Origin of the sequence: Phaeobacter gallaeciensis (assembly GCF_001678945.1) — a bacterium.
Classification (GTDB): Bacteria; Pseudomonadota; Alphaproteobacteria; order Rhodobacterales; family Rhodobacteraceae; genus Phycobacter; species Phycobacter gallaeciensis_A.
Map to the genome: position 1 here is coordinate 2,073,482 of NZ_CP015124.1, position 25,184 is coordinate 2,098,665.

The 25,184-nt window shown below is 63.4% G+C and carries 27 protein-coding genes; 15 read left to right on the plus strand and 12 right to left on the minus strand.

Annotated elements, in window-relative coordinates; genetic code table 11:
• Window positions 1-13 precede the first annotated feature (13 nt).
• Genes JL2886_RS09945 through JL2886_RS09955 form a run of 3 tightly spaced genes read right to left on the minus strand, consistent with a single transcriptional unit; the run spans window position 14 to window position 1,812 of the window.
• Window positions 14-208, minus strand: coding sequence for a Trm112 family protein (locus JL2886_RS09945; RefSeq protein ID WP_065271858.1), 195 nt, complete (start codon window positions 206-208; stop codon window positions 14-16).
• A complete protein-coding gene (locus JL2886_RS09950; protein WP_065271859.1) occupies window positions 205-849 on the minus strand; it encodes an LON peptidase substrate-binding domain-containing protein in 645 nt (214 codons plus the stop codon). The genes JL2886_RS09945 and JL2886_RS09950 overlap by 4 nt, the downstream gene beginning before the upstream one ends.
• Before the next feature lie 27 nt (window positions 850-876).
• The gene (locus tag JL2886_RS09955; RefSeq protein ID WP_065271860.1) at window positions 877-1,812 is read right to left on the minus strand and encodes a tetratricopeptide repeat protein; all 936 of its coding nucleotides are present in this window, start codon (window positions 1,810-1,812) and stop codon (window positions 877-879) included.
• Between the two features lie 74 nt (window positions 1,813-1,886).
• On the opposite strand from JL2886_RS09955, the gene JL2886_RS09960 reads away from it, so the two are divergent.
• On the plus strand, window positions 1,887-2,408 hold the full coding sequence (locus JL2886_RS09960) for a DUF6653 family protein (RefSeq protein ID WP_237028354.1): 522 nt from the start codon (window positions 1,887-1,889) through the stop codon (window positions 2,406-2,408).
• A 206-nt stretch (window positions 2,409-2,614) separates the two neighbouring features.
• Here JL2886_RS09960 and JL2886_RS09965 read toward each other — a convergent pair whose 3' ends face one another.
• A complete protein-coding gene (locus JL2886_RS09965) occupies window positions 2,615-3,403 on the minus strand; it encodes an exodeoxyribonuclease III (protein ID WP_065271861.1) in 789 nt (262 codons plus the stop codon).
• Window positions 3,404-3,694: 291 nt separating this feature from the next.
• On the minus strand, window positions 3,695-4,381 hold the full coding sequence (locus JL2886_RS09970; RefSeq protein ID WP_065271862.1) for a response regulator transcription factor: 687 nt from the start codon (window positions 4,379-4,381) through the stop codon (window positions 3,695-3,697).
• Between the two features lie 171 nt (window positions 4,382-4,552).
• On the opposite strand from JL2886_RS09970, the gene ribA reads away from it, so the two are divergent.
• Window positions 4,553-5,641 carry a GTP cyclohydrolase II gene (gene ribA / locus JL2886_RS09975; RefSeq protein ID WP_065271863.1) on the plus strand — a complete coding sequence of 363 codons (1,089 nt, stop codon included), beginning with the start codon at window positions 4,553-4,555 and terminating at the stop codon, window positions 5,639-5,641.
• An 11-nt stretch (window positions 5,642-5,652) separates the two neighbouring features.
• The gene (locus JL2886_RS09980) at window positions 5,653-6,153 is read left to right on the plus strand and encodes a L,D-transpeptidase family protein (protein ID WP_065273630.1); all 501 of its coding nucleotides are present in this window, start codon (window positions 5,653-5,655) and stop codon (window positions 6,151-6,153) included.
• On the opposite strand, the gene JL2886_RS09985 is transcribed toward JL2886_RS09980, so the two are convergent.
• Both JL2886_RS09985 and JL2886_RS09990 read right to left on the minus strand, forming a co-directional pair.
• Window positions 6,137-6,796, minus strand: a complete 660-nt coding sequence (locus JL2886_RS09985) for a YggS family pyridoxal phosphate-dependent enzyme (RefSeq protein ID WP_065271864.1) — start codon at window positions 6,794-6,796, stop codon at window positions 6,137-6,139. The genes JL2886_RS09980 and JL2886_RS09985 overlap by 17 nt on opposite strands.
• A gap of 139 nt (window positions 6,797-6,935) precedes the next feature.
• Window positions 6,936-7,919, minus strand: coding sequence for a porin (locus tag JL2886_RS09990; protein ID WP_065271865.1), 984 nt, complete (start codon window positions 7,917-7,919; stop codon window positions 6,936-6,938).
• Between the two features lie 446 nt (window positions 7,920-8,365).
• Between JL2886_RS09990 and JL2886_RS09995 the strand changes: the two genes are divergently transcribed.
• The 5 genes from JL2886_RS09995 (at window position 8,366) to JL2886_RS10015 (ending at window position 13,765) form a co-directional block, all read left to right on the plus strand.
• Window positions 8,366-8,851 (plus strand): DUF3576 domain-containing protein, encoded by a 486-nt coding sequence (locus JL2886_RS09995; RefSeq protein WP_065271866.1) that lies wholly within the window; start codon window positions 8,366-8,368, stop codon window positions 8,849-8,851.
• Window positions 8,852-8,942: 91 nt separating this feature from the next.
• Window positions 8,943-11,510, plus strand: a complete 2,568-nt coding sequence (gene leuS / locus JL2886_RS10000) for a leucine--tRNA ligase (RefSeq protein WP_065271867.1) — start codon at window positions 8,943-8,945, stop codon at window positions 11,508-11,510.
• Window positions 11,497-12,030 (plus strand): LPS assembly lipoprotein LptE, encoded by a 534-nt coding sequence (gene lptE / locus JL2886_RS10005; RefSeq protein ID WP_065271868.1) that lies wholly within the window; start codon window positions 11,497-11,499, stop codon window positions 12,028-12,030. Before leuS ends, lptE begins: the two co-directional genes overlap by 14 nt.
• Window positions 12,027-13,058 (plus strand): DNA polymerase III subunit delta, encoded by a 1,032-nt coding sequence (gene holA, locus JL2886_RS10010; protein WP_065271869.1) that lies wholly within the window; start codon window positions 12,027-12,029, stop codon window positions 13,056-13,058. Before lptE ends, holA begins: the two co-directional genes overlap by 4 nt.
• A gap of 116 nt (window positions 13,059-13,174) precedes the next feature.
• Window positions 13,175-13,765 (plus strand): glutathione S-transferase family protein, encoded by a 591-nt coding sequence (locus JL2886_RS10015; RefSeq protein ID WP_065271870.1) that lies wholly within the window; start codon window positions 13,175-13,177, stop codon window positions 13,763-13,765.
• On the opposite strand, the gene JL2886_RS10020 is transcribed toward JL2886_RS10015, so the two are convergent.
• Window positions 13,738-14,946 carry a TIGR03862 family flavoprotein gene (locus JL2886_RS10020; protein WP_065271871.1) on the minus strand — a complete coding sequence of 403 codons (1,209 nt, stop codon included), beginning with the start codon at window positions 14,944-14,946 and terminating at the stop codon, window positions 13,738-13,740. The genes JL2886_RS10015 and JL2886_RS10020 overlap by 28 nt on opposite strands.
• A gap of 80 nt (window positions 14,947-15,026) precedes the next feature.
• Here JL2886_RS10020 and JL2886_RS10025 point away from each other — a divergent pair, with 80 nt between their 5' ends.
• Window positions 15,027-15,332 carry a hypothetical protein gene (locus JL2886_RS10025; RefSeq protein WP_065271872.1) on the plus strand — a complete coding sequence of 102 codons (306 nt, stop codon included), beginning with the start codon at window positions 15,027-15,029 and terminating at the stop codon, window positions 15,330-15,332.
• A 248-nt stretch (window positions 15,333-15,580) separates the two neighbouring features.
• Here the strand turns inward: JL2886_RS10025 and JL2886_RS10030 are convergent, their stop codons facing one another.
• Together JL2886_RS10030 and JL2886_RS10035 are read right to left on the minus strand one after the other, a co-directional pair.
• Window positions 15,581-16,192: an enoyl-CoA hydratase/isomerase family protein gene (locus JL2886_RS10030; protein ID WP_065271873.1), complete on the minus strand. Its 612-nt coding sequence runs from the start codon at window positions 16,190-16,192 to the stop codon at window positions 15,581-15,583.
• Window positions 16,189-16,938, minus strand: coding sequence for an SDR family oxidoreductase (locus tag JL2886_RS10035; protein ID WP_065271874.1), 750 nt, complete (start codon window positions 16,936-16,938; stop codon window positions 16,189-16,191). The genes JL2886_RS10030 and JL2886_RS10035 overlap by 4 nt, the downstream gene beginning before the upstream one ends.
• A gap of 147 nt (window positions 16,939-17,085) precedes the next feature.
• Here JL2886_RS10035 and JL2886_RS10040 point away from each other — a divergent pair, with 147 nt between their 5' ends.
• The 6 genes from JL2886_RS10040 to JL2886_RS10065 all read left to right on the plus strand — a co-directional run bounded on the left by JL2886_RS10040 (window position 17,086) and on the right by JL2886_RS10065 (window position 23,794).
• The gene (locus JL2886_RS10040) at window positions 17,086-18,615 is read left to right on the plus strand and encodes a DUF2125 domain-containing protein (RefSeq protein ID WP_065271875.1); all 1,530 of its coding nucleotides are present in this window, start codon (window positions 17,086-17,088) and stop codon (window positions 18,613-18,615) included.
• A gap of 144 nt (window positions 18,616-18,759) precedes the next feature.
• Window positions 18,760-20,106 (plus strand): TldD/PmbA family protein, encoded by a 1,347-nt coding sequence (locus tag JL2886_RS10045; protein ID WP_065271876.1) that lies wholly within the window; start codon window positions 18,760-18,762, stop codon window positions 20,104-20,106.
• Entirely contained in the window at window positions 20,093-20,932 is an 840-nt protein-coding gene (locus JL2886_RS10050) for an inositol monophosphatase family protein (protein WP_237028355.1), read from the plus strand. Before JL2886_RS10045 ends, JL2886_RS10050 begins: the two co-directional genes overlap by 14 nt.
• A 141-nt stretch (window positions 20,933-21,073) precedes the next feature.
• Window positions 21,074-22,207 carry a 3-deoxy-D-manno-octulosonic acid transferase gene (locus JL2886_RS10055; RefSeq protein WP_274840507.1) on the plus strand — a complete coding sequence of 378 codons (1,134 nt, stop codon included), beginning with the start codon at window positions 21,074-21,076 and terminating at the stop codon, window positions 22,205-22,207.
• Window positions 22,194-23,198, plus strand: a complete 1,005-nt coding sequence (lpxK, locus tag JL2886_RS10060; RefSeq protein WP_065271878.1) for a tetraacyldisaccharide 4'-kinase — start codon at window positions 22,194-22,196, stop codon at window positions 23,196-23,198. The genes JL2886_RS10055 and lpxK overlap by 14 nt, the downstream gene beginning before the upstream one ends.
• 116 nt (window positions 23,199-23,314) lie before the next feature.
• Window positions 23,315-23,794, plus strand: a complete 480-nt coding sequence (locus JL2886_RS10065; RefSeq protein ID WP_133245378.1) for a hypothetical protein — start codon at window positions 23,315-23,317, stop codon at window positions 23,792-23,794.
• 134 nt (window positions 23,795-23,928) lie between these two features.
• Here JL2886_RS10065 and JL2886_RS10070 read toward each other — a convergent pair whose 3' ends face one another.
• Window positions 23,929-24,600, minus strand: coding sequence for a DsbA family protein (locus tag JL2886_RS10070; RefSeq protein ID WP_065271880.1), 672 nt, complete (start codon window positions 24,598-24,600; stop codon window positions 23,929-23,931).
• On the minus strand, window positions 24,597-25,124 hold the full coding sequence (locus tag JL2886_RS10075) for a DUF721 domain-containing protein (RefSeq protein WP_065271881.1): 528 nt from the start codon (window positions 25,122-25,124) through the stop codon (window positions 24,597-24,599). The genes JL2886_RS10070 and JL2886_RS10075 overlap by 4 nt, the downstream gene beginning before the upstream one ends.
• Window positions 25,125-25,184: the final 60 nt, after the last annotated feature.

Genomic DNA, 25,184 nt, shown 5'->3' on the forward strand with positions numbered 1-25,184 from the left:
TCCAAGCTTCGCCTCACTCCAGCGGGCGGGCCTCGTCCACCAGCATCACCGGGATCCCATTGCGGATCGGGAAGGCCAGATTGGCAGGTTTGGAAATCAGCTCCTGCGCCGCGGCGTCGTATTCCAGAACTGCATTGGTCACCGGGCAGACCAGCGCCTCCAGCATGCGACGGTCAAAGGCGGGCGCGGCGGTGTGTTCTTCACTCATTGCAGGGGGTCCTCACTTGAACCGCTTCGCAAAGCGAATTCGATCAGGGTGACAAGGGTTTCGCGCCTTGTGGCAAGGCAGGGCGCCTCTAGCAAGGCCTGTTTGTCCTCGGGGTCGAAATCCAGCAGCATCGACAGGGAATTGATCAACAGCTCGTCATCGGCCTCCTGCAACGATTCCCAATCCGTCGACAGGCCGCGTGCCGCGAAAAAGCGTTCCAACAGCTCCAGCAGGTCCCCCCGTTCGAACCCGCAATCCGGTTCGCTCCGGCCCAGATCACCCTCAAAGCCGCTCCAGTTCACCTCGCAGCGGCGGTAGGGCGTGAAGCCATCGCATTCTTGCACCACCCGGAACCGGGATATCCCGGAGAGGGTGATCAGATAGCGCCCGTCATCGGTTTCGGAAAATTGCGATATGCGCCCGGCACAGCCGATGGCATGCAGCCCCTCGGCATCACCGCTGCGCAGCGGACAGGGCTGTACCATGCCGATCAGCCGCGTGCGCGTCTTCAGCGTGTCTTCCAGCATCTGAAGATAACGCGGTTCGAAGATATGAAGGGGCAGCTTTGACCGGGGCAGCAATAGCGCCCCGGGCAAGGGAAACACGGGAATCGTGTCAGGCAGATCTGCAGGCTTAAACATAGCCTTCAGTTTAGCGCGCAGGTGCCTTTAGGCAAATATCATCGAGCTCAGCTTGCGGCGCCCGTTCAGAACAACCGGATCGTTGGCAGGCAACGCCTCGAAGATGGTGAAGAGCTGCGCCTTGGCCGCGCCGTCGTTCCATTCGCGATCACGGCGGAACAGCTCCAGAAGTTCGGACACCGCCGCCTCGGCATCACCAGCCGCATGCAGAGCCTGCGCCAGATCGAAACGCGCTGCGTGGTCGGCCGGGTCGGCTTCGACCTTGGCGCGCAGATCGGCTACCGGACCGGCATTCTGCGCCTGACGGGCCAGCTCGATCTGGGCCCGAGCCGCTTCTATCTCGGCCGCGTCGGAAATCTCGGCAGGCGCGCCGTTCAGAATTGCCTCGGCCTGATCCAGATCTTCCATCGCGATATGCGCCCGCGCCAGACCACCATAGGCGGCGGCGTTCTTGTCATCCTCGCCCAGAACCGCGGCAAAGGTCTGCGCCGCATCGGCCGCTGCGCCTTCGGCGAGCATTTCCTCAGCCGCCTCCAGCGCCTCACCAAGGCCACCGCCTGCTTCCCCGCCTGCGGCCTCAATCACCTTTTTCAGGAAGGCGTCGATCTCGCTTGGCGGCAGCGCGCCCTGGAACATGTCGATCGGGCGGCCCTGCACAAAGGCCACCACTGTGGGGATTGATTGCAGCGGCAGCCCCTGCTGCGCCAGCGCCTGCGCCAGACGCTGGTTCTGGTCCACATCGATCTTGGCCATGGTGACCGCGCCATTGGCGCGCGTGACAGCCGCCTCCAGCGCCGGACCCAATGTCTTGCAAGGGCCACACCAGGGCGCCCAGAAATCGACGATCACCGGCGCCTGCATCGAGGCCTCAACCACGTCCTGCATAAAGGTCGCTTCTGTGACGTCCTTGATCAGATCACCTGCGGGCGTGGGCGCGCCTGCGCCTCCGAGAATATCCATCATGCTCTTGTTCTCCGTTTGGAACTTGCCCCCTATATGGAATCCCAAGGCCAAGAAACCAAGAGAGGAGTTGCCGCGTGCCGGTTCCGCGCATCGACATCTTTGCCCTGTCCGAGCGCCTGATGGCTATGGACGACGCGGCCTGGGCCCGTCACGCAAACCCGCTGAGCGTTTATAGCCGGGTGTCGATTCTCCCGCTTATGACCGTCGCGGTCTGGTCTCATCTCTGGCTCGGGTGGGGCGCTTTGGCGCCGGTTGCTCTGGTACTGATCTGGACATGGTGGAACCCGCGCGCCTTTGGCCCGCCAGCCACAACCGACAGCTGGGCGGCGCGGGGCACCTTCGGCGAACGGGTCTTTCTGAACCGTGCCAAGGTGCCGATCCCACCGCATCACGCGCAATGGGCCAGGATCCTGACCCTGGTCTCCGGGCTGGGCGTTGTTCCGTGGGTTTACGGGGTGTGGCAGCTGGACCCAGGTCTGACACTGTTCGGTCTCAGCTTGATGGTCGGCGGAAAACTCTGGTTCTTTGACAGGATGGTCTGGCTGTATCAGGACATGCAAGCGCAACGCCCGGAATATGCAAAATGGCTGCACTGATGGCATGCCCTCCCGCGCCCGCAGACGCCCCATGAGGCGCCTTCATGCGGCCTTGGGCCGGGCAGCGCGTTACCGCGCTGCTGTTTCTCCACGACGGTGACGTCTGAACGCGGCACCGCGCCGTGCGTCAGCACGGCGCACGGCCTAACTGCGGCGGGGCAATCAACGATTGCTCCAAAGCAGGCGGGAGCGCCCCCGCCCTGCGCCTAGAGGTCGAAGGTGGCAAAGACCGGTGCGTGATCGCTGGGTTTTTCCCAACCACGGGCGTCCCGCAGAACGCGGCTAGAGTGACCTGCGCTGGAAATGTCGCCCGTCGCCCAGACATGATCCAGACGCCGCCCCTTATCCGCTGCATCCCAGTCCTTTGCCCGGTAGGACCACCAACTATAGAGTCGCCCATCCGGGATGTCCTGCCGGGTGATATCGACCCAGTCGCCTGCATCCTGCGTCTCGGCGAGGTGTTCGACCTCAACCGGGGTGTGGCTGACGATCTTCAGCAGTTTCTTGTGGTCCCAGACATCGTCTTCGCGCGGGGCGATGTTGAGGTCGCCGACCAGAATGGATTTCTGTGGCTTTTCGCCGTGGAACCAATCCCGCATGCCAGTGAGGTAGTCGAGCTTCTGACCGAATTTCTCGTTGATCTCGCGGTCGGGTTTGTCGCCGCCGGCCGGGACGTAAAAGTTGTGGATGGTGACGCCATTGTCCAGCTGACCTGCAATATGGCGGGCATGGCCCAGATCGGCAAAATCCATGCTGCCGACCTCGGTGATGGGCATCCGCGACAGGATGGCGACGCCGTTGTACCCCTTCTGCCCCCGCGCGATCATGTGGGTATAGCCAAGCGCGGCAAAGCCCTCCATCGGGATCTTGTCGACCGGGCTCTTGCACTCTTGCAGGCACAGGACATCGGGCGCCTCTTCCTGCAGCAGCTTCAGCACGATCGGCTCGCGCAGGCGGACAGAGTTGATGTTCCAGGTGGCAAGGGTAAAGGGCATTGCGCGTCTCTTTCGTAACAGCGGGTCATGGCAGCGGCTCGGCGCCATTCTTGCCCTTCCGGCCCGCCGGATACCAGAGCCTATTTCCCTGGCTTCCCCCTATCACTCCCGGAAGTCCGCAGACAAAAAAAGGCCGGGCGCAAGGCCCGGCCCAGTCCAACAGGGAGGTGCATATCATGACCCGGATATGCGCGGGATGGGATCAGGGTAAAGATGACTGACAGACAGATCTTTGATCTGCGTCAACAGCTTTTCCCCGCAGGTTTCAAGCCCCGAACTGTCACAATCCGGTCAGGTCGACAGGCGGTAGCCACCGGATTCCGTTACCAGAATACGGGCATTGGAGGGATCGGGTTCGATCTTCTGGCGCAGACGATAGATATGGGTTTCCAGCGTATGAGTGGTCACGCCGGCATTATAACCCCAGACCTCGTGCAGCAGCACATCGCGCGCCACCACACCGTCGTTCGACCGGTAGAGGAACTTCAGGATGTTGGTTTCCTTCTCGGTCAGGCGAATCTTGCGGTTGTCCTCTGTCTCCATCAGCTTCATCGCCGGTTTGAAGGTATAGGGACCCAACGCAAAGACGGCGTCTTCGGACTGTTCATGGGTGCGCAGCTGGGCGCGGATCCGAGCCAGCAGCACCGGGAATTTGAACGGCTTGGTCACATAGTCATTGGCGCCCGCGTCAAGGCCGAGAATGGTATCGGCGTCGCTGTCATGGCCGGTGAGCATCAGGATCGGTGCCTTGACGCCCTGTTTGCGCAGCAGGCGGCACAGCTCGCGACCATCTGTATCGGGCAGCCCCACGTCGAGGATCACCAGATCATAGAGCGCTTCCTTGGCCCGCTCCATGGCGGCCTGACCGTTCTCTGCTTCGAAGACATCAAAGTCCTCGGTCATGATCAGCTGCTCGCTCAGCGCCTCGCGCAGATCGTCGTCATCGTCTACCAGCAAAATCTTCTTCAGTTGCGCCATGGCGGTGTCCTCCAGTTCGTGTGCAGACAGATGCGGTCAGCATCCCCCAACGACAAGGTATGCTGCAGAAGTTTCACGCCCTCGTGTCCGTCAGACAGGAATTGTTTCACTTCCGTTGCATTTGGGCCTAGGTAAGGGCTGTTATAATGTCACGAACTTCCGGATGGTCGCATGAGCCTGATGCCCACCATGATTGAATTGCTGGCCCGCGCACGGGTCGATTTGCGCATGGGCCTGCCCGTGGTGCTGGAGGGTGGCGACAGCGCGGCGCTGGCGATTGCCGTCGAAAGCCTGACGCCCGAGCGGCTGACGGAGCTTCTGTCCCTTGGCCCGGTGTCGCTGGCGCTGACCGCCCGGCGCGCCGAAACCCTGAAGGCGCGCGCCTATGATGAGGATCTCGCGCGCATCCAAGTCCCCGCTCAGGCCTCCTTGCAGTGGATACAGGCGCTGGCCGATCCCGCCGATGATCTCAATACGCCGATGAAAGGCCCGCTCACCAGCCTGCGCGACGGAACCGCCGATCTGCACCGTCTGGCGATTGCCCTGGTGAAATCAGCGCGGCTGCTGCCCGCGGCGCTACTGGTGCCCGTCAACACGCCCCCCCAATTCGCATCCGAGCACGGGTTGACCCGAATCGCCCGGGCTGCAGCCGAACCGCTGCTCAGCCAAAGCTCACCCCTGCATCCGGTGGCCGCCGCCCGCCTGCCGATGGTCGCTGCCGAGGCGGGCCGGTTACACATCTTCCGCCCCGAAGACGGCGCCGAGGAACATTATGCGGTCGAAATCGGCCGCCCCGACCGCAGCAAACCCGTGCTGGCGCGGCTGCATTCGGCCTGTTTCACAGGCGATGTTCTGGGCTCGCTGAAATGCGATTGCGGACCGCAGCTGCGCGGGGCACTGGCGCAGATGGGAGAAGAAGGCGCAGGCGTGCTGCTCTACCTCAACCAGGAAGGCCGCGGCATTGGCCTAGCTAACAAGATGCGCGCCTACAGCCTGCAGGACCAGGGCTTTGACACCGTCGAGGCAAACCACCGGCTGGGGTTTGAGGATGACGAGCGCGATTTCCGCCTTGGCGCTGCGATTCTGAAAGAGATGGGATTCAGCTCCGTCCGGCTGATGACCAACAACCCCAACAAGATTGCCATGATGGAAAAGACCGGCATCGCGGTGGCTGAACGGGTACCGCTGAAGGTCGGCGAAAACGCCCATAACGCGGGTTATCTCGCGACCAAGGCGGCGAAATCCGGGCATCTCTTGTGATGCCCCCCGCGCTGTCGCCCCGGGATCTGGTTCTGACCCCGCGCGGTCTGCGCTTCATGGGGCGCCTCCTGCCCTGTGCCATCGGCAAGGGTGGGCTGACCCAGAGCAAGCGCGAAGGCGACGGCGCCACGCCCGTGGGCGTACATCGCATCGCCGGGATGCTCTACCGTCCGGACCGCATGCTGCCCCCCACGGATTGGGCGGTGCCGATCGGGCCGGGGGATCTGTGGTCGGACGATGTGAGGGACCCCGATTACAACCTGATGGTCCGCGCGCCGCACGGTTTCAGCCACGAGCGCCTGCGCCGCGCCGATCCCCTATATGATCTGGTGCTGATCACTGACTGGAACTGGCCCAACGCGGTCAAGGGGCGCGGATCGGCCATCTTTATCCACCAGTGGAGGAGGCCCGGATATCCGACCGAAGGCTGCCTTGCCTTCAGCCGCAGTGATCTTCGCTGGATCGCGCAGCGGCTCCGTCCCGGCAGCCGGGTAATTATTCCGTCGGCTTGACCCGCTCGCCAAAAATCGCCGAGCCGACCCGCACATGGGTGGCGCCAAGCGCGATGGCAGTCTCGAAATCGCTGCTCATGCCCATCGACAGGCCGTCCAGCCCGTTACGCGCGGCGATCTTGGCCAGAAGCGCGAAATGCAGCGCCGGTTCCTCGTCCACCGGGGGAATGCACATCAGCCCCTTTACCGGCAGGTCCAGCGCCCGGCATTCGGAGATGAAGGCATCTGCATCGGCTGGAAGAATACCGGCCTTCTGCTCTTCCTCGCCGGTGTTGACCTGAATGAACAGATCCGGGCAATGGCCCAGCTCCTGCGCCAGCCGGGCGATGGCCTTGGCCAGCTTGGGACGATCCACCGAATGGATACTGTCAAAAAGCTCCATCGCCTGACGGGCCTTGTTGCTTTGCAAAGGGCCGATCAGATGCAGATCGATCCCGTCGAACCGTTCAGCGAAGCCCGGCCATTTCCCGGCCGCCTCCTGCACGCGGTTTTCACCAAAACAACGGTGGCCTTCTTCCAGCACCGCTTCGACCCGCTCGTTGGGCTGCACCTTGGACACCGCGATCAGATGAACCGAGCCCGGCGCACGGCCTGCGGCCTCTTCTGCCTTTGCGATGCGTGTCTTGATCTCTTCCAGGGACATGGTCGGCCTCCGAGCGATGAAAGTGCGGTTCGGTCTCGGCGCAGAGAAACACTGTTTGCCGACAAATGTTAAGAGGCAAAAGAAAAGGGCGAGCCTGCAAGCAGGCCCGCCCCCAATTTCACGCTAAGCGTGGTTCAGCTTAGAAGCTGAAGTACACACCAGCTTGGAACTGGTTGTCGTCGTCGGCTTCGTCAACGTAACCGGCAACCACGGTGGCGCCGCCACCCAGGTCGTACTGGTAGTTGATGCCGAAGGAGGTGCCGTCAACGCCGCCGTCACCTTTAACGGTGGACACGGAGCCCGGTGCGTCAGCGGAGTTCACCCAAACCAGAACGTTCGACGCTGCGCCGATGTCCATGTTGCCTTCCAGGGTGAAGCTGTCGACCTGGTCGGTGGAACCGTAGGCCAGTTTCGCGCCGAATGCACCGAAGTTACCGCCAGCAGCAGCAAAGGTGATGTCGTTCAGCGGAACGGAGGAGGACTGCATCGCTGCGGTGACATAGTAGTCGCCGAAGGAGTAAGTCGCCATCACGCCGGTGCGGTCTTCGCCGCCTGCGGAACCGGCAACGGTGCCGCCGTTACGCTGCGAGTAGGACACGTGACCGGTGAAGCCGCCTGCGGAGTACAGAACTTCGATGCCGTTGGAGCCAGCGCCAGCGGAGGAGTACGCGTCCCAGTTGAACACGGTGCCGCCGTTGGTTTTGATGGCAATCTGGTGGAAGCCCATGCCGTCGATGCCGGTACCAGCCGAACGGGTGCCGGTTGCGTACAGACCGGGTGCGTTTTCAACCGCGCCGATGATGTTGCCAACGTTCACGGTCACGCCGTTGTACGACACGCCAAAACGTGCGCCGTTGAATGCGCCGGTGCCGGCAACGCCGTCACGGCTTTCAGCCTGTGCGCGGTAGCGAGCGTTGAATGCAACGCCAGCGTCGGTTTCGGCGGTCATGTCGAACTGCAGGCGCAGACGGCTGGTGATGTTGGTTTTGGAACGGCCAACAACGCGCTCGTTTGCGGAGTTGTAGTCCAGACCGAAACGGCCGTAACCGGACATGCTGACTTCAGCAGCAGCCATGCCCGCGGTTGCGATCAGCGCGGTGGTCGCGAAGAGAACCTTTTTCATAGTTTTTCCCTCGGTTTTCAATTCACATGCCCAAACCGGGGAATCCGGCGTGGGTATGACAAGGGGTTTCGCTCTTTCGGCCCCGGTTTGGCAAGAGCCGCCCATTGGCCGCCGATCATTGTGGCCTGTGCTGGTGCAGCTTTGCCACAGTAGTAAATGCCGCCCCGATTTCGCCGCTCCCGCGCGGCTAAGCCATAGAGACAATATACTTTAATCACCGGCAGACCGCAGCGAGACTGTGACCAAGCGCTGCAACGCCATCTCTCTGTCTTCCGTTGATACCTTAACCTCTGCCGCCCAGCACAGCCGCCGCATAATCTCCTGCAAGGACCTCATCAGGCTGCCCCGGATCCGATTCGATGCATCACACCCGGATGCTAAAGCCCTTGCTCAAATTGCTGCGCATGCGATAGGACTGCCTCAAGTCAAAGGCTCCGGGAGCGGCTATGAAACTGCATAAGATATTTCAGGCGACCTTGATCGGCGCATTGTGCCTGAGCGTTGCCGCCTGCGGCGGGCGCAGCAAGGATCGTCCGGCCAACACGAATGTTGCGCAGGAATTCAACAACGACGTCGACGCCGCAAAGAGCGATAAATCCTCGATCTGGGATGTCTTTGGCGGCAAACCGGACCAGAAGGTCCAAGTGAACCGTTACCTGTGGAACGCCAGCATCGATGTGCTGAGCTTCCTGCCGGTGCAAAGCGTTGATCCCTTCACCGGCGTCATCATCACCGGTTATGGCACCCCACCCGGCGGCGGACGCTCCTATCGCGCCACCGTCCATATCAAGGACCCGGCGCTCGATGCGCGCTCTCTCAACGTCTCGCTGCATTCCAAGGGCGGGCCGGTCAGCGCCTCCACCACCCGCGCCGTCGAAGATGCGATTCTGTCCCGTGCGCGCCAGCTGCGCATCGCAGACAAAAAGTTCTGACTCCTCTGCCCTCTGGAAAGCCGCAGAAAACATCAGTATCACCAGCGCCGGGCCCCATCGCCCGGCGTTTTCATTCTAAAGGACCGCATCCATGTCGCGTTACTCTGCCTCTGAGATCGAAGCAAAATGGCAGGAGGCCTGGGAAAAGGCCGGAATCTTCCAGGCCAAACGGACGGCAGACAAGCCGAAGTATTACGTGCTGGAGATGTTCCCCTATCCGTCGGGGAAGCTGCACATGGGGCATGTGCGCAACTACACCATGGGCGACGTGATCGCGCGCTACAAAATTGCGACCGGCCATAACGTGCTGCACCCGATGGGTTTCGATGCCTTTGGCATGCCTGCGGAAAACGCCGCCATGGCCTCGGGCGGGCACCCCAAGGACTGGACCTACGCCAATATCGACACCATGGTCGAACAGATGCAGCCGCTGGGCCTGTCGCTGGACTGGTCGCGGATGTTCGCCACCTGTGACGAGGAATACTACGGCCAGCAGCAGGCGCTGTTCCTGGATTTCCTGGAAAAGGATCTCGTTTACCGCAAGAACGCCGTGGTAAACTGGGATCCGGTCGACATGACCGTTCTGGCCAATGAACAAGTTGAAAACGGCCGCGGCTGGCGCTCTGGCGCGCTGGTGGAACGGCGCGAACTGACGCAGTGGTTCTTCAAGATCTCCGACTATTCAGAGGAACTGCTAGACGCGCTCGATGGTCTGGACAACTGGCCCGCCAAGGTGCGCCTGATGCAGGAAAACTGGATCGGCAAATCGCGCGGTCTGCAGTTCTCCTTTGAACGCGCCGACGGTGGTGAGCCAATCGAGGTTTATACCACACGCCCCGACACGCTGATGGGCGCCTCCTTCGTGGGGATTTCCCCCGACCACCCGATTGCCAAACAGCTGGAGGCCGAGAACCCCGAACTGGCGGAATTCCTGGCCGAATGCCGCAAGGGCGGCACCACCGCCGAGGCCATCGAGACCGCGCCGAAACTGGGCCGCGACACCGGCATTCGCGTCAAACACCCGCTGAACCCGGAATGGGAACTGCCGGTCTGGATCGCTAACTTCATCCTGATGGATTACGGCACCGGCGCGATCTTTGCTTGCCCGGCCCATGATCAGCGTGACCTCGATTTCTGCCGCAAATACGACCTGCCGGTCACCGACACCTTCCTGGCGCTGGACGATCCCAAGCCGGTCGAAAACGAGGCATTTGTGCCGCCGAAGACCGAAAAGGTAAAATGGATCAACCACTTCGCAGGGCTGGACGTGGCCACAGGTGAAGAGGCGATCAACGCCACCATCGACAAGGCCGAATCCGAAGGCTGGGGCGAAGGCGTCACCAAATTCCGCCTGCGCGACTGGGGTCTCAGCCGCCAGCGCTATTGGGGTTGCCCGATTCCCGTGGTCCATTGCGATGCCTGCGGCGTGGTACCGGAGAAGAAGGAAAACCTACCCATCGCCCTGCCCTATGACGAAGACGGCAAGGCCATCGATTTCTCGGTGCCCGGCAACCCGCTGGACCGCCACCCCAGCTGGCGCGACTGTGCCTGCCCGAAATGCGGTAAGCCTGCCCAGCGGGAAACCGACACAATGGATACCTTCGTCGATTCGTCCTGGTATTTCGCCCGCTTCACCGCGCCGCGCGCCGAAACGCCCACGGTAATGGAAGAGGCAGATTACTGGATGAACGTCGACCAGTATATCGGCGGCATCGAACACGCGATTCTGCACCTGCTGTATTCGCGCTTCTTCGCCCGCGCGATGCACATCTGCGGCCACCTGCCGGAGAAGTCGAAAGAACCGTTCGACGCGCTCTTTACCCAGGGCATGGTCACCCATGCGATCTACCAGACCAAAGGCGACAATGGCCGCCCGGTCTATCACTACCCCGAAGAAGTCGAGCTGCGCGACGGCAAGGCCTTCCTCAAGGAGACCGGCGCCGAGGTTGAGGTGATTCCCTCGGCCAAGATGTCGAAATCCAAGAACAACGTGGTCGACCCGCTGCACATCATCTCGGCCTTTGGCGCCGATACCGCGCGCTGGTTCGTGCTGTCCGACAGCCCGCCGGAGCGCGACGTGGAATGGACCGCCGCCGGGGCCGAGGCCGCTTACAAGCACCTGAACCGGGTCTGGAACCTGTCGGTAAAGATCGCCGAGATGGACCCGAATGCATCCGGCAGCGGCGACGAGGACCTTTTGCGCGAGATGCACAAAGCGATCCGCGACGTGACCCTGGGTGTCGAATCCTTCGGCTTCAACGCGGCGATTGCCAAACTTTACGCCTTTACCAACACGCTGGCCAAATCCAAGGCGGGCGCGGCGGCGCAGAAACAGGCGATCATGGCGCTGGCGCAGTTGATGTCGCCGATGACGCCGCACCTGGCCGAGGCCGTCTGGGAAGCGCAGGGCGGCGAAGGTCTAGTGGCCACGGCAGCCTGGCCCGCCGCCGACGAATCGATGCTGGTCGAAGACAGCGTCACCCTGCCAATCCAGATCAACGGAAAACGCCGCGGCGAAATCACCGTCGCCAAAGATCTGGACAAAGCTGAGGTTGAAAAACTCGCGCTGGCGCACGAAGCTGTGCAAAAGGCGCTGAATGGCGGCGCCCCGAAAAAGGTGATCGTCGTGCCGGGTCGTATCGTCAATGTCGTTGCCTGATCCAAGGCATATCCTCGCGCTGCCGCTGGTCCTGTTGCTGGGGCTGGCCGCCTGTGGTTTCACCCCGGTCTATGCGCCGGGGGGCACCGGAGCGGCGCTTTATGGCAAGATCGCCATTCAGTCCCCCGAGGAGATCAAGACCGACAACGAAGTGAACGCCTACCTGCTGGTCCGCAATCTGGAGGAACGGCTTGGCCGCGCCTCTGGCAGCGATTACCGGCTGGACCTGTCCCTGCGCACCCGCAGCGAAGGTCAGGCGATCACCGCGGGCAATGAGACCACCCGCTATTCCATCGTCGGCGTTGCCAGCTACAGCCTGTTCCGCCTGTCCGACGGCATTATCGTGGCCAGCGGCAGCGAAGATGCCTTTACCGGCTATTCCGCCACCGGATCGACGGTGGAAACCCTGGCCGGGGAACGCGATGCCAATGCGCGGCTGATGCAGATTCTGGCCGATCAGATCACCGCCCGGGTGCTGACCACTGCGGATCTGGCCGCTGCGGCGCCGACTGCGGAATGAAGCTCTCCCCGCGCGACGCCGAGGGCTATTTCAAAAAGCCCGACCCGGACAAGACGGGCCTTTTGATATATGGCGCCGATGCCATGCGGGTGGCGCTGAAACGGCAACAGATGCTGGCGGCCCTGCTGGGCGCCGCGGCTGAGGAAGAAATGCGCCTGACCCGGATGCCCGGCTCCGAATTGCGCAAGGATCCGGCACAGCTTCTGGACGCGGTCAAGGCGGTCGGCTTTTTTCCCGGCCCACGCGCGGTCTTTGTCGAAGAGGCCAACGACAGCGCCGCCCCTGCGATTCTCGCGGCGCTGGAGGACTGGCAACCAGGCGATGCCCAGATCGTCGTCACCGCCGGGCAGCTGAAAGCCACATCGAAACTGCGCAAGGGTTTCGAATCGCATCGCAACGCCTATGCCACCGGCATCTATGACGATCCGCCCTCGCGGGCCGAGATCGAGCGGATCCTCTCCGAAGCGCAGATCCGAGATGTGCCTAGCGACAGCATGTCGGCGCTGACCGATATCGCCAATGACATCGGCCCCGGCGATTTCTCCCGCATGATCGAAAAACTGGCGCTCTACAAATACCAGGACAGCAGCCCCCTAAGCCTTGAGGATATCGACGCCGTCGCGCCGCAATCCACCGAAGCCGCACTTGACGATGTGCTGAACGTGGTGGCCGAGGGGCGCAGCGCCGAGATCGGCCCGCTGCTGCGGCGTCTTCAGGCGCAGGGCACCAATGCGGTGACGCTCTGCATCGGGGCGACCCGCCATTTCCGCACGCTTTACACCGTGGCCGCCGATCCCGGTGGTCCGGCGCAGGGCATCGGCCGCCTGCGCCCGCCGCTTTATGGCAAGCGCCGCGACCGGATGCTGCGGCAGGCGCAGGGCTGGGGCGCCGCCAAGCTGCAGACCGCGCTGACCATTCTGACCGACACCGACCTGCAGCTGCGCTCAGCCGGGCAGACCGCCCCGGCACTTGCCTTGATGGAGCGCGCTTTGATTCGGCTGGCGATGCTCAGCCGCGCCCGCCAGTAAGGGCCCAAAAGGCCGCAACGTTCTGCGGCCAGCGACGGGTGCAGGCAGGCTTCAGCCTTGACGCAAAGACAGCTGCGCGCATCTGATGCGCAGCAAAACCTGAGGGAGAGAAACCTATGTACACCGTGATCGGCAAACCGATGACCCGCGCCTTCCGCGTGATCTGGACGCTCGAAGAACTGGGCCAGCCTTATGATCTGAATACTGCCGCCCCGCACAGCCCGGATATCGTCGCCGTGAACCCCTCGGGCAAGGTTCCGGCCCTAGTCGAAGATGGCGAGGTGATCACCGATTCCACCGCCATCATCACCTATCTGGCGGACAAGCACGGCGCGCTCACCGCGCCCGCAGGGACCATGGCCCGCGCCAAACAGGATGCCGTCACCCATCAGATCCTGGATGAAATCGACGCCGTGCTCTGGACCGCCGCCCGCCACAGCTTTGCCCTGCCCGAAGAGCAGCGCGTGCCCGAAATCAAGGACAGCCTGCGCTGGGAGTTCGAGCGCAACATCGCCCGGCTCGAAGCGCGCCTGACCGGCCCCTACCTGATGGGGGACGCGTTCACCATCGCCGATATCATCTGCGTGCATTGCCTGAACTGGGCCTATGGCGCCAAGTTCCCGGTCGAAAGCCGTGCCCTGCTCGACTATTCCAAGACCGTGCGCAGCCGCGACGCCTTTCAGCGCACCGCAGCGCTGGCCAAGTAATCGACCGCGCCACGTCCGGCCCAGCGCCCGGTGGCAAGACAGGCCGTCAGAAGGTAGCCCCCCGTGGGCGCCTCCCAATCCAGCATCTCTCCGGCGCAAAAGGTGCCGGGGATTTCTTTCAGCATCAGCCCCGCATCCAGCGCCTCGTGGCAGACGCCCCCGGCGGTCGAAATCGCCTCATCCATCGGGCGCAGACCTTGGTGACGCACCGGCAGAGACTTGATCCGCGCCGCAAGCTCTGCGGAATCCTGCGGCAGCGGTCGGGCAAATTCCTGCATCAGCGCGATCTGCGCAGGCGTCAGTTTCAGTGCCTTGCGCAGATGATTGGCAAGGCTCGCCTTGCCACGCGGGCGAGTCAGTCTGCGCGTCACCTCTTCCACGGTCAGATTCGGCAGCAGGTCCAGCGTCAGATCCGCGCCCTCCCGCACCGCCGCGCAAATGGCGTAGATTCCGCCCCCTTCCAAACCGCGAGCAGAGATCACCGCCTCCCCGCGCGAAGACAGCGCCCCCGCGCGCAGCGCAATCCCTTTCAGCGGAACGCCGAAATGCGCCGCCATGTGATCCGACCAATCCACCACTAGCCCGGCATTGGCAGGCTTGAAGGGCGCCAACGCCACACCCCGCGCCGCCAGCAAATCCGCCCAGGCCCCGTCCGAGCCGAGCCGCGCCCAGCTTGCACCACCCAGCGCCAGAACGGTCGCCCCCGCGCGCAGCCGCACCATCCCTTCGGGCGTCTTAAAACTCAGGCAGTTCCCCTCCCAGCCAGTCCAGCGCCAGCGGGTGCGGCGTGCAACGCCCAACTCCTCCAGCCGCGCCAGCCAGGCGCGCAGCAACGGCGAGGCTTTCATTTCCCTGGGAAACACCCGCCCAGTGGAGCCGGTGAACAGATCGCGCCCCAGTCCCCGTGCCCAGTCCTGCACGGCGCCCGCATCAAATGCCCTCACCATGGGTGCAAGCCAGTCCCGCGCGGCACCATAATGTTCGATCAGGTCCTCGAAGGTTTCATCCTTGGTCAGGTTCAGGCCGGATTTCCCCGCCATCAACAGCTTGCGCGCAAGCGACGGTTTGGCCTCGGCCACCAGTACGCGATAGCCTGCGCGCGCCAGTTCCTCAGCCGCCATCAACCCCGCAGGCCCACCGCCGATGACCACCGCATCCCACTGTTCCGATTGCCCCGCCATGAAACTCCGCCTTCCGCCCCTTGCCCGCATCCATCTGCGCCGCATCTAATGCAGTCCAGCCGCAAAGACGAGAGGTCAGGATGCCAGAGCCGAACCCGACACCCATATGTCCCCTCTGCAACCGCCCCATCCCCGCGGACGTTCCGCAAAGCCTGCACCACCTGATCCCGAAACTCAAAGGCGGCAAGGGCGGCCCCACCGTGCTGCTACACCATATCTGCCACCGCGAAATCCACGCAGCCCTGACGGAGGCCGAGCTGGCCCGCGACTATGCCACCATCGACGCGCTGCGCAGCCATCCGCGCCTCGCCGGCTTCATCGCCTGGGTCCGCAAACGCCCACCTGGCTTTTCCTCCCGCGTACCGGGAAAGCGACGCAAGCGTTGATGCGCACCCGGCTCTGCTCCGGCACCGACAGCGGGTCAAGGCTGGCCGCAGGCCACCCTGCGCAGCAGGGGCAATGCGCCTTGAGGCGGTGACGGTGCCTCTACACTCGACATGGCCCTGTTGAGGCAGTTTCTGCCCTCAAAGGGCCTCTCAGCAGGAAAAACGCCGCGCGACAGCGCGGCGCTACGCCCAACGGGACGCGGGGCATGGCATGCTCCAAGGACGGGCGGGAGCCGCCCCTGCCCCTCTTAGCGGCACATCTCCAGAATACCGCGTGCAGTCTCCGGCTTGGCGGCCAGGGCATCGCTCAGCAGGGCGCGGGCGCTCTCCACCAGAGCATCGGGCTCCACGATCCGGTCCACCAGCCCCCAGGCACAGGCCTCTTCCGCCTCGATCTTCTGACCGGCGGCCAGGATCATCTTGGTGCGCGCCGGGCCGATCAGCGCCACCATGCGCGCCGGGTCCGAAGGCTGCGGCAGGTAGCCAAGCTTCATCACCGGATAGAAGAACTTTGCCGAAGGCACCGCCAGGCGGATATCACAGGCCAGCACCATGCCATTAGCGCCCCCGGCCAGCGTGCCGTTCAGCGCCGCGATGGTCAGGCAGGGCAGCGCCGCGATGGCGCCCGACAGCCGCTCCCACAGGGGCGAGGTGGCAAGCCCCGCGCGCGCCGCCTCCAAATCGGCGCCGGCGCTGAACACCTTGCCGGTACCGGTCAGGATAAATCCCCGCGCCTCGCCCGCGCGTTCGGCGATCTCGGCCAGTTCCGTCAGCATCTCAGCCGTCAGCGAGTTCGCCTTGTCCGGGCGGTTGATCGTCACCACCCACAGGCCCTCATTCGAAATCTCTAGGTTGATCATATCAGGCCCACCCGGCGGCGGATCGCGTCTTCGCGCAGGGAAATCTCCTGGCCGAGGAAATCATCGGCATCGCTGCCGCACATCCACAACAGCGCCTTCGCGGGCCATTCGGCGGGAATGTGGTCTTCCCAATCGAGCTCGCTCACCGGGTTGATGCCGCTGGCCTTGATCTCGCGCTGCATCTGGGTCGCGACGGTGCCCGGCGACAGGCCCATGGCGCGGATGCCATTGCCACCTTCCTCCAGGTGCAGGGCGCGGGTCAGCATCGCCGCCCCGGCCTTCGAGGTGCAATAAGCGCTCCAGGCCTCCAGCGGGTTATGCGCGGCGCCGGAACTCACCGTGATGATGGTGCCGCCCCCGGCGGGTTTCATCAGCGGCAGCGCGGCGCGGATGCCGTTGAACACACCCTTGATGTTGATATCGATCAGCTTGCCCCAGGCCGCCGGATCAGCCTCTTCCAGACGCGCGATCGGCTCGATCACCCCGGCGTTATTGATCAGCACATCAAGGCTGCCGAAATGCTCATGTGCTTTTTCCAGCGCCGCCGCAACCGCGCTTGGTTCCGCCACATCGCAGGCAAAGGCAAGCGCATTTCCGCCGAGTTCCCCGACCAGTTCGCCCAGCGCATCGGTGCTGCGCGCCAGCAGCGCCAGGTTGGCCCCCGCGGCGGCGAAAACCCTTGCTGCATCGGCTCCGATACCGCGGCTAGCCCCTGTGATGACGACCGTCTTGCCCTGCATATCCATATGATTTCTCTCCAATACCTGTATCGCGACAGTGGTTCCCCTCTGTGGTAAACTCCCTAGGGGGAACGGTCCAGCCCCAGGCCCCTTGACGCCGGTGGCGCCGCGACGGACCATGGTATCCAACGCTTGCTACGAAAGGTTTCACCCATGTCCATTTTTCTCGCGCGCAGCTGTGGCGCCGCTCTTCTTCTGACTGTTTCCGCCCAGGGGGCGCTGGCCGATCTCAGCGCCAAGGACGTCTGGTCCGACTGGAAATCCTACATGACCGGCACCGGTTACGAGGTGACCGCCACCGAAAGCATGTCGGGCGACACGCTGACGGTGTCCGATCTGTCGATGATGATGCCGATCCCCGACGAAGAGGACGTGACCGCCGGGCTCAGCATGCCCGAGATCAAATTCACCGAGAATGGCGACGGAACCGTCAGCATTCTGGTGCCCAAGGAATTTCCGCTGACCGTGCGCGCCAGCGAAGATGATGACAAGCTGACGGTAAATCTGATCATCACCCACGACGGCACGCCGGTGACGGTTTCGGGTGATTCCGAGAACATGACCTATGACTATGCCACCAGCGAGATGACGCTGACGCTGGACGGGCTGGAAGCCACTGGCGAGGACATCCCCCAGGATGCGATCCGGGGCACCGTCTCCCTCTCCGACATGGTGACAAAAACCACCATGTCGCTGGCCGGGGTGCGCAGCTACGATCAGACTTGGACCGCTTCAGCGCTGAGCTATGATCTTGGCTTCAAGGATCCGGACAGCGAGGATTTCGCCTCCTTCAACGGCGCGATGCAGCAGCTTCAGGCGCATGGCACCAGCACGGTTCCGGCCGATCTGGACAAGAGCGGTGATTTCTCCGCGCTGCTGGCTGCCGGTTTTGGTCTTGATACCGATTTCTCCTACACCAGCGGCACCTCTGCCTTTGCCTTTCAGGATGGCAGCGACAGCCTGACCTTTGACAGCACCTCGGGCGGCGGCAACTTTGGCGTTGCAATGGACGCAAGCAAACTGACCTATGACGTCACGCAAAAGGACATGGCCTTCAACGTCACCGGATCGGACATACCCTTCCCGCTGGCGCTCAGCATGGCCGAGGCTGGTTTCAACATCACCATTCCCCTTGCCAAGTCCGAGGAAGAACAGGACTTCGCGCTTGGCGTGGCGCTGCGCGACTTCGCGGTTCCGGAAATGCTCTGGGGCATGGTCGATCCGGCCGGCGCCCTGCCGCATGATCCGGCCAGCGTCGTGCTGAGCCTCACCGGCAAGGGCAAGGTGTTGTTCGACGTCTTTGATGCCGAAGCCATGGAAAAGGTCGAGGATGGCGAGGTCGCACCAGGTGAGTTGAACGCGGTCACCATCCAGGAGTTGCTGGTCTCGGCAGCGGGTGCCAAGCTGACCGGTACCGGTGATTTCGCCTTCAACAACGATGATCTGACCAGCTTTGACGGCATGCCGGCTCCCTCGGGCGAAGCGAACCTGTCGCTGACCGGTGCCAACACCCTGATGGACAAGCTGATCGAAATGGGCCTGATGAGCGATGATGACGCCATGGGCGCCCGGATGATGATGGGCATGCTGGCTGTTCCCGGCGAAGGCGAAGACACGCTGAACTCGAAGATCGAGATTTCCGAAGACGGCAAGATCCTCGCCAACGGCCAGCGCATCAAATAAGCTGACCCACAGCAAAAACGCTTTACGGGACCGCCTTTGCGCGGTCCCTTTTTCTTGCGGCAATTGTCCCTGCGCCCTTGCAGCAGGGGGTTCCTCTGGCTAGCTCTATGGCGACCCGCAGCAACAGGATGGCCCGAGACGCCCATGACCCAGACCCCCGAGACGCTTTGCCATGCCCTGATCGATGCCGCCCGCAAGGCAGGCGCGGATGCTGCCGATGCTATGGCCGCTGCAGGCAGTTCCCTCAGCATCGAGGTGCGCGAGGGCAGGTTGGAGCATGCCGAACGCTCCGAAGGCACCGATCTGGGATTGCGCGTCTTCCTGGGACAGCGTCAGGCGCTGGTCTCCTCCTCCGACAGCCGCCCCGAAACCATTGCCGCCATGGCCGAACGCGCCGTGGCCATGGCCCGAGAGGCGCCCGAGGACCCCTATACCGGCCTTGCCGCACCGGATCAGTTGGCGCAGAACTGGGACCTTGCGGCGCTGGATCTGAACGACCCCACCGCCGATCCGGCCCCAGCCGCCCTGCAAGAGGATGCGCTGGCCGCCGAAGCCGCCTGTCAGGCCATCGACGGGATCAGCCAGGTGCAATCCGCAGGCGCGGGCTATGGCCGCAGCTCGGTCTATCTGGCGACCTCGAACGGGTTTTCCGGCGGCTACACCCGCACCGGCCGGTCGATTTCCTGCACCGGCATCGCGGGCACCGGCACCGGGATGGAGCGTGATTACGACGGCGATTCCCGCACCTATCAAAGCGACCTGCGCAGTGCCGAAGAGATCGGTCGCAGCGCCGGGGAACGCACCGTGGCGCGGATGAACGCACGCAGGCCCAAGACCGGCACCTATCCGGTGCTGTTCGACGAACGGATTTCCGCATCGCTGATCGGTCATCTTCTGTCGGCGGTGAATGGCGCTGCCATCGCACGCGGCTCCTCCTGGCTGCAGGACAGTCTGGGACAGCAGGTGCTGCCCACGCATCTGTCGGTGATTGAGGATCCCCACCGCCCCCGCATTGCAGGCTCGCGCCCCTTTGACGGCGAAGGTCTGGCCACCCGCCGCCGCGCCATCGTCGAGGACGGCACCCTGACCGGCTGGACGCTGGATCTGGCCTCGGCCCGCAAACTGGGGATGGAAAGCACCGCAAACGCCGCCCGTGGCATCGGCTCGGTGCCGTCGCCGTCGAACTGGAACGTGGCGCTGACCCAAGGCGATCAAAGCCGCGCCGATCTAATTGCGGGCATGGGGACCGGGCTGCTGGTCACCTCGCTGATCGGCTCAACCATCAATCCCAACACCGGCGATTACTCGCGCGGCGCCTCAGGGTTCTGGGTCGAGAACGGTGCAATCGCCTATCCGGTGAACGAATGCACCATCGCGGGCAATCTGCGCGACATGCTGATGCGGATCGTGCCTGCCAATGACGCGCGGAGCTACCTGTCCCGCGTCGTACCATCGCTGCTGGTCGAGGGGATGACGCTTGCCGGCAATTGACGACGCCCAGACAGAGGAACAGGCAAAGGGCCTTACGGACCTCGAACTGCTGATCCGCGCCGCCGAGGCTGCGGGCGACATCGCCAGCCGCTACAGCGGGCCAACGGCGCGGCGCTGGGACAAGCCCGGCGGTCAGGGGCCGGTGACCGAGGCAGATCTGGCGGTGAATGCGCTGCTGGAAGAGATGCTGCCCGAGGCGCGGCCTGATTATGGCTGGCTATCCGAAGAAACCGAGGACAGCGCCGACCGGTTAAGCCGCGACAGCGTCTTCATCATCGACCCCATAGACGGCACCCGCGCCTTTGCCGAAGGCTCGCGCACCTGGGCGCATTCTCTTGCCATTGCCACCGCGGGCCGGGTCACCGCTGCGGTGATCTACCTGCCGCAGCGCGGTCTGATGTACACCGCGGCGCAAGGACAGGGAGCTGCCCGGAATGGCACCCCGATCCGCGCCTCCTCGCTGACCGATCTGGCGCTGGCCGAGGTGCTGACCGCGCGGCCCAACCTCGCCGCCGAACATTGGCGTACCCGCAATGCCCCCGGTTTCACCCGCAGCTATCGCCCGTCGCTGGCCTATCGCATGGCCAAGGTCGCAGACGGGCGCGCCGGTGCCATGCTGACCCTGCGCCGCAGTTGGGAATGGGACATCGCCGCCGGCGATCTGATCCTGCGCGAGGCTGGCGGGCAGGCGACCGACCGTCTGGGCCAGGACCTGAGGTTCAACAATCCTGTGCCATTGCTCAATGGGGTGGTGGCCGGACCTCCGGCCCTGCATAAGGAGCTGATCGAGGCGCTGGACCCCGACGGCCCCGGCATTGCAAGCTGATCCGGACGTTACGGTCCGACCACACCGGTTGCCCGCGACACGCAGATGAATTTTTGGACGCCCCATATGCCCAGCCGCAGCTCCCGCCCCGTATCAAGGACGGTTACCAGCACTGACCTGCCTCCGCGCCCGGAGGGGGAAGTGCTGTGGGTGCATGCGACCAGCACCGAACGCTACATGGCCCTCTGCGATGTCGGAAACCGGCTTAAGACGGCGCGGCCGGATCTGTCGGTTCTCGCCACCTGGGAGCCGGACATGGCGCCCCCGCCCGAGGCCGAAGGCTGCGATATCGCTGCGGGCCACCTGCCCCCTGACAGCCCGACGGATGTGCGCGCCTTTCTGGCCCTCTGGCGCCCGGATTTCTGCATCTGGTCCGGCGGACGACTGCGCCGCGTCCTGCTGCGGCACATGCGCGAACAACGCATCGACGCGCTGCTGGTCGACCTGACGGAAAAGGAACTGCCGAGCCGCACCAGTCGCTGGCTGCCCGATCAGCGCCGCCGCATGCTGGATGGCTTCGCTGCGATCCTGACTCCCGATGCCGAGGTCCAGAGCCAGTTGCAGCGCACCGGCATTTCGCCGGACAAGCTGCAGATGGCCGGACGTTTGCGGATCTCGACCTCACCGCCCGGCTGCAACGACGAGGAACTGACCGAGTTGCAAGGGGTGCTTGGCAGCCGTCCCGTCTGGCTGGCGGCGCAAGTGCGCCCGGACGAATTGCCGATGGTGCTGGAGGCACACAGGATCGCTCTGCGGCTGTTGCACCGGCTGATCCTTGTGCTGTCACCGGACAGCTATGGTGGCCTCAATGAATGTCGCGCCGCCCTGAAGGACAGCGGGCTGCAATATGCCGATTGGGACGCCGGGGATGAACCGGACGACTACACGCAGGTTCTGCTGGCGGACAAGGACGACCTTGGCCTCTGGTATCGGCTGGCGCCTGTCTGCCTGATGGCGGGCAGTCTGCACCGAGGCCGTGAGGGTCATTCGCCTCTGGACGCCGCCGCGCTCGGCTCGGCCATTCTGCACGGTCCCGGCACCGTGCGGCATCAGGAGATTTATGCCCAGCTGGCGAATTGCGGCGCTGCCGAATGCGTCTACACACCTCAGGAGTTGGCCGAAATGGTACTGCACCTGTCGGCCCCCGATATGGCGGCGGAAATGGCATTGGCAGGTTGGGAAGCCGTCACAGAGGGCGCAGCGATGACTGATCAGCTGATCGACCGGGTGCAGGATCTGCTCGACCTGAGGGAGGAGCGTAATGCGGCCTCCTGAGTTCTGGAACAAGGCGCCCGGCGCCTTTGATCTGCGCGCCATCCTGCTGGCGCCGCTGGGCCGTCTATATGGCGCGGTGACCCGCTCCCGGCTTGCCAAGGGCACGCCAGCGAAGGTCGACGTGCCGGTGATCTGCGTCGGCAACCTCAATGCTGGCGGCACCGGCAAGACGCCGACGGTGATCTGGCTGATCGAGACCCTGCGCGCCATGGGGCACGACCCGCATGTGGTCAGCCGCGGCTATGGCGGCACGCTGATTGGCCCCGAAGAGGTCATTCCCGCCCGCCACAAGGCCTCGCAAACCGGGGATGAGCCGCTGTTGCTGGCCGCCTTTGCCAATGTCTGGGTGGCCCGCGACCGCGCCGCCGGGGCACGCGCCGCTGCAGCTGCCGGGGCGACGGTGATCCTGCTGGACGACGGGTTTCAGAACCCAAGCCTGGCCAAGGATCTGTCACTGGTGGTGGTGGATGCGGCACGGGGCTTCGGCAATGGCCGCTGCCTGCCCGCCGGGCCGCTGCGCGAACCGGTGGCCGAAGGTCTGGCGCGCGCCGATGCCGTCTTGTCCATCGGCGCTCCTGCGGCGCAAGAGAAGTTCGCCCGCCTCTGGGGTGCGGCGCTGGGGGGGCTGCCACATGTCTCGGCCCATCTGGCGCCTTTGCAAACCGGTATGCCCTGGCAGGGCACCCGGGTTCTGGCCTTTGCCGGCATTGGCTATCCGCAGAAATTCTTTGATACATTGCGCACTCTTGGCGCCGATCTGGCCCGGGCCGAGGCGCTGGACGATCACCAAAGCCTGCCAACGGCGCTTTTGACCCGGCTCGAATCCGATGCAAAGGCACTGAACGCGCAACTGGTCACCACCGAAAAGGACGCCGTGCGCCTGCCCGCCAGTTTCCGCCACAAGGTGATCACCCTGCCGGTGCGGCTTGAGATTGCAGAGGCGGACCCTTTGACGGACATGCTGAAACGGGCGGCACCGCCACCGCCCTAACCACGAAAAGAAGAGGCTATGTCAGAAAATCGTGCTGGTCATCTCTGCGGACGAAGTGGCCATTGCTTTCCTGACGGTTTCTGCGAAGACCAACCGATCCAACAATGGAGGCGATGATGAAAATGTCCGGCACATTCTATCTGGCAAACGCATTTGGCATTATTGTCGCCTCTATCGCCCATGCCGCCGATCCAGCGGACCTCGGGGGCTTCATGTTGGGGAGTTCATTGGAAGCCGCGCAAAACCATGCGCGCGCACAGGAATGGAAACTCGTGCCGCTTTCAGACAATCTGCCTGGAACGTGGACTGTCGAAGGCGCGAACCTTTCCCTGTTTGTTTGCAACGGGGTGGTCTCTTCGGTCTCCGAGACCCTGGAAGGCGACTTCGAACAGTTCGCGGCTCTCGTTTTCTCGATGCAACTCGAGTTTGGTCAGCCCGATGTCCAGATCCTCAGCTATCGTTCAAGCATCGGGGTCATATCGACGATTGATGCACGTTTTGACATAGCTGGCGGAGGTGCCTCCGTCCAACTTCAAAGCCTCGGCGGAGACCGCACGTTCTCCGCAAATCATTGGATAGAAACCGAGTGCCAATGACGGCTGCTGATAATGGCTCGGAGTGAACGGCCGCGAAGGACTCACAGCGAATCAACGTGATTTTCTGATTTGACCAATGAAAAACCCGGCCACATCGGACCGGGTTTTCTGTTCGCGTGGATCCGGAAGCGGGATCAGCCGTCCAGTTCGGCGTCGATCAGCGCCTTGAAGGACTCATAGGACTGGTTCTCGATCTTCTTGCCGTTCAGCACGAAGGACGGCGTCGCGGTCACGTCGTGCTCTTCTGCGTTTTCCTGATACCAGGTCACCAGGGTCTGCGCCTTGGTGCCATCCTGCAGGCAGGCTTCCAGCTGATCGTTCTCAAGCCCGGCGAGGCGGCCGATCTTGCGCAGCGCGTCGACGATCTCGGTGGCGCCACCGGCACGGGCCCAGTCGGACTGCTCCTTGAAGATCAGATCGGTCATGCCAAAGAATTTCTCGGGACCAGCGCAGCGCGCGATCATCGAAGCCCAGAGACCATAGCGGTCAAAGTAGACCTCGCGGTAGATGAACTTCACCTTGCCGGTGTCGATATATTCCTCTTTCAGCTTCTTGTAGGGGCCCGTGTGGAAGTTGGCACAATGCGGGCAGGTGTAAGAAGCGTATTCGATCAGGGTCACCGGAGCGTCCTCGGCGCCCTGCACCATTTCGGTGATGGTCGAGGTGTCGACCTCGGCGTCCTGGGCATAGGCGGCCCCAATCAGCGGGTTTTCGGGCAGCCGGTTTTGGCCACTCAGCCCAGAGATGGCATAGGCGCCGGCAGCGACAGCCACCACGGCAAAGACACCAGACATAAGACGGGTCATTCATACCCCTTTCGAATTGTTTTCTGTTTTGTCAGAACGTTGCGCCCCAGCCGTTCCAGCGCGGCGCGCAACTCTTCGTTTCCCACCCCTTCGGCCGCCGCGGCGGCCTCGGATACGGCCTGTGGATCAGGCCGCAGCGGGGTGTTTTCCTTGGGTGCGTATTTGAACGAGACCTGACCGTCGGAAAACCCGATCGGCGCGGTCTGGGTGATCAGCACCTTGGAAATCGCATTGTAGCCATAGACCGCGTTCACCTTTTCGCGCAGCCGTTCCTTCTGCATCTCAAGCATCGGCGCATTGGCCCCGGTGGTCAGCACCGTCAGCGTTGCTCCGAAAGAACTGCGGCCATAGCCAACCTTGACCGGCCGGGCCATTGCCGCCAGATCGGCCCCGACGATCTCTTCCCAATGGGTCAAAAGGCGCGACACCGCAAAGCCCCGACTTTCGCCAGCCTTGCGGATCTGGTCGTTCAAAAGCTTGGAAGTCCGTGCGAACCCGCGTGTGCTGCTGCGCCTGAATGCCATAACTGTGGTTTTGCGTGACTGACCGCCCTATTGTAAAGGGTCCGTTTGCAGGGGCCAGAA

Coding starts and splice junctions, on each gene's coding strand:
- JL2886_RS09955 (WP_065271860.1), bottom strand. CDS start 1,812: ATGATGGATATTCTCGGAGGCGCAGGCGCGCCCACGCCCGCAGGTGAT.
- JL2886_RS10015 (WP_065271870.1), top strand. CDS start 13,175: ATGTACACCGTGATCGGCAAACCGATGACCCGCGCCTTCCGCGTGATC.
- JL2886_RS10040 (WP_065271875.1), top strand. CDS start 17,086: ATGTCCATTTTTCTCGCGCGCAGCTGTGGCGCCGCTCTTCTTCTGACT.
- JL2886_RS10045 (WP_065271876.1), top strand. CDS start 18,760: ATGACCCAGACCCCCGAGACGCTTTGCCATGCCCTGATCGATGCCGCC.
- JL2886_RS09965 (WP_065271861.1), bottom strand. CDS start 3,403: ATGCCCTTTACCCTTGCCACCTGGAACATCAACTCTGTCCGCCTGCGC.
- JL2886_RS09990 (WP_065271865.1), bottom strand. CDS start 7,919: ATGAAAAAGGTTCTCTTCGCGACCACCGCGCTGATCGCAACCGCGGGC.
- JL2886_RS09970 (WP_065271862.1), bottom strand. CDS start 4,381: ATGGCGCAACTGAAGAAGATTTTGCTGGTAGACGATGACGACGATCTG.
- JL2886_RS10030 (WP_065271873.1), bottom strand. CDS start 16,192: ATGATCAACCTAGAGATTTCGAATGAGGGCCTGTGGGTGGTGACGATC.
- JL2886_RS09950 (WP_065271859.1), bottom strand. CDS start 849: ATGTTTAAGCCTGCAGATCTGCCTGACACGATTCCCGTGTTTCCCTTG.
- JL2886_RS09985 (WP_065271864.1), bottom strand. CDS start 6,796: ATGTCCCTGGAAGAGATCAAGACACGCATCGCAAAGGCAGAAGAGGCC.
- JL2886_RS10020 (WP_065271871.1), bottom strand. CDS start 14,946: ATGGCGGGGCAATCGGAACAGTGGGATGCGGTGGTCATCGGCGGTGGG.
- JL2886_RS10025 (WP_065271872.1), top strand. CDS start 15,027: ATGCCAGAGCCGAACCCGACACCCATATGTCCCCTCTGCAACCGCCCC.
- JL2886_RS09945 (WP_065271858.1), bottom strand. CDS start 208: ATGAGTGAAGAACACACCGCCGCGCCCGCCTTTGACCGTCGCATGCTG.
- JL2886_RS10065 (WP_133245378.1), top strand. CDS start 23,315: ATGAAAATGTCCGGCACATTCTATCTGGCAAACGCATTTGGCATTATT.
- lpxK (WP_065271878.1), top strand. CDS start 22,194: ATGCGGCCTCCTGAGTTCTGGAACAAGGCGCCCGGCGCCTTTGATCTG.
- JL2886_RS10035 (WP_065271874.1), bottom strand. CDS start 16,938: ATGGATATGCAGGGCAAGACGGTCGTCATCACAGGGGCTAGCCGCGGT.
- JL2886_RS10070 (WP_065271880.1), bottom strand. CDS start 24,600: ATGACCCGTCTTATGTCTGGTGTCTTTGCCGTGGTGGCTGTCGCTGCC.
- holA (WP_065271869.1), top strand. CDS start 12,027: ATGAAGCTCTCCCCGCGCGACGCCGAGGGCTATTTCAAAAAGCCCGAC.
- lptE (WP_065271868.1), top strand. CDS start 11,497: ATGTCGTTGCCTGATCCAAGGCATATCCTCGCGCTGCCGCTGGTCCTG.
- leuS (WP_065271867.1), top strand. CDS start 8,943: ATGTCGCGTTACTCTGCCTCTGAGATCGAAGCAAAATGGCAGGAGGCC.
- JL2886_RS09995 (WP_065271866.1), top strand. CDS start 8,366: ATGAAACTGCATAAGATATTTCAGGCGACCTTGATCGGCGCATTGTGC.
- JL2886_RS10075 (WP_065271881.1), bottom strand. CDS start 25,124: ATGGCATTCAGGCGCAGCAGCACACGCGGGTTCGCACGGACTTCCAAG.
- ribA (WP_065271863.1), top strand. CDS start 4,553: ATGAGCCTGATGCCCACCATGATTGAATTGCTGGCCCGCGCACGGGTC.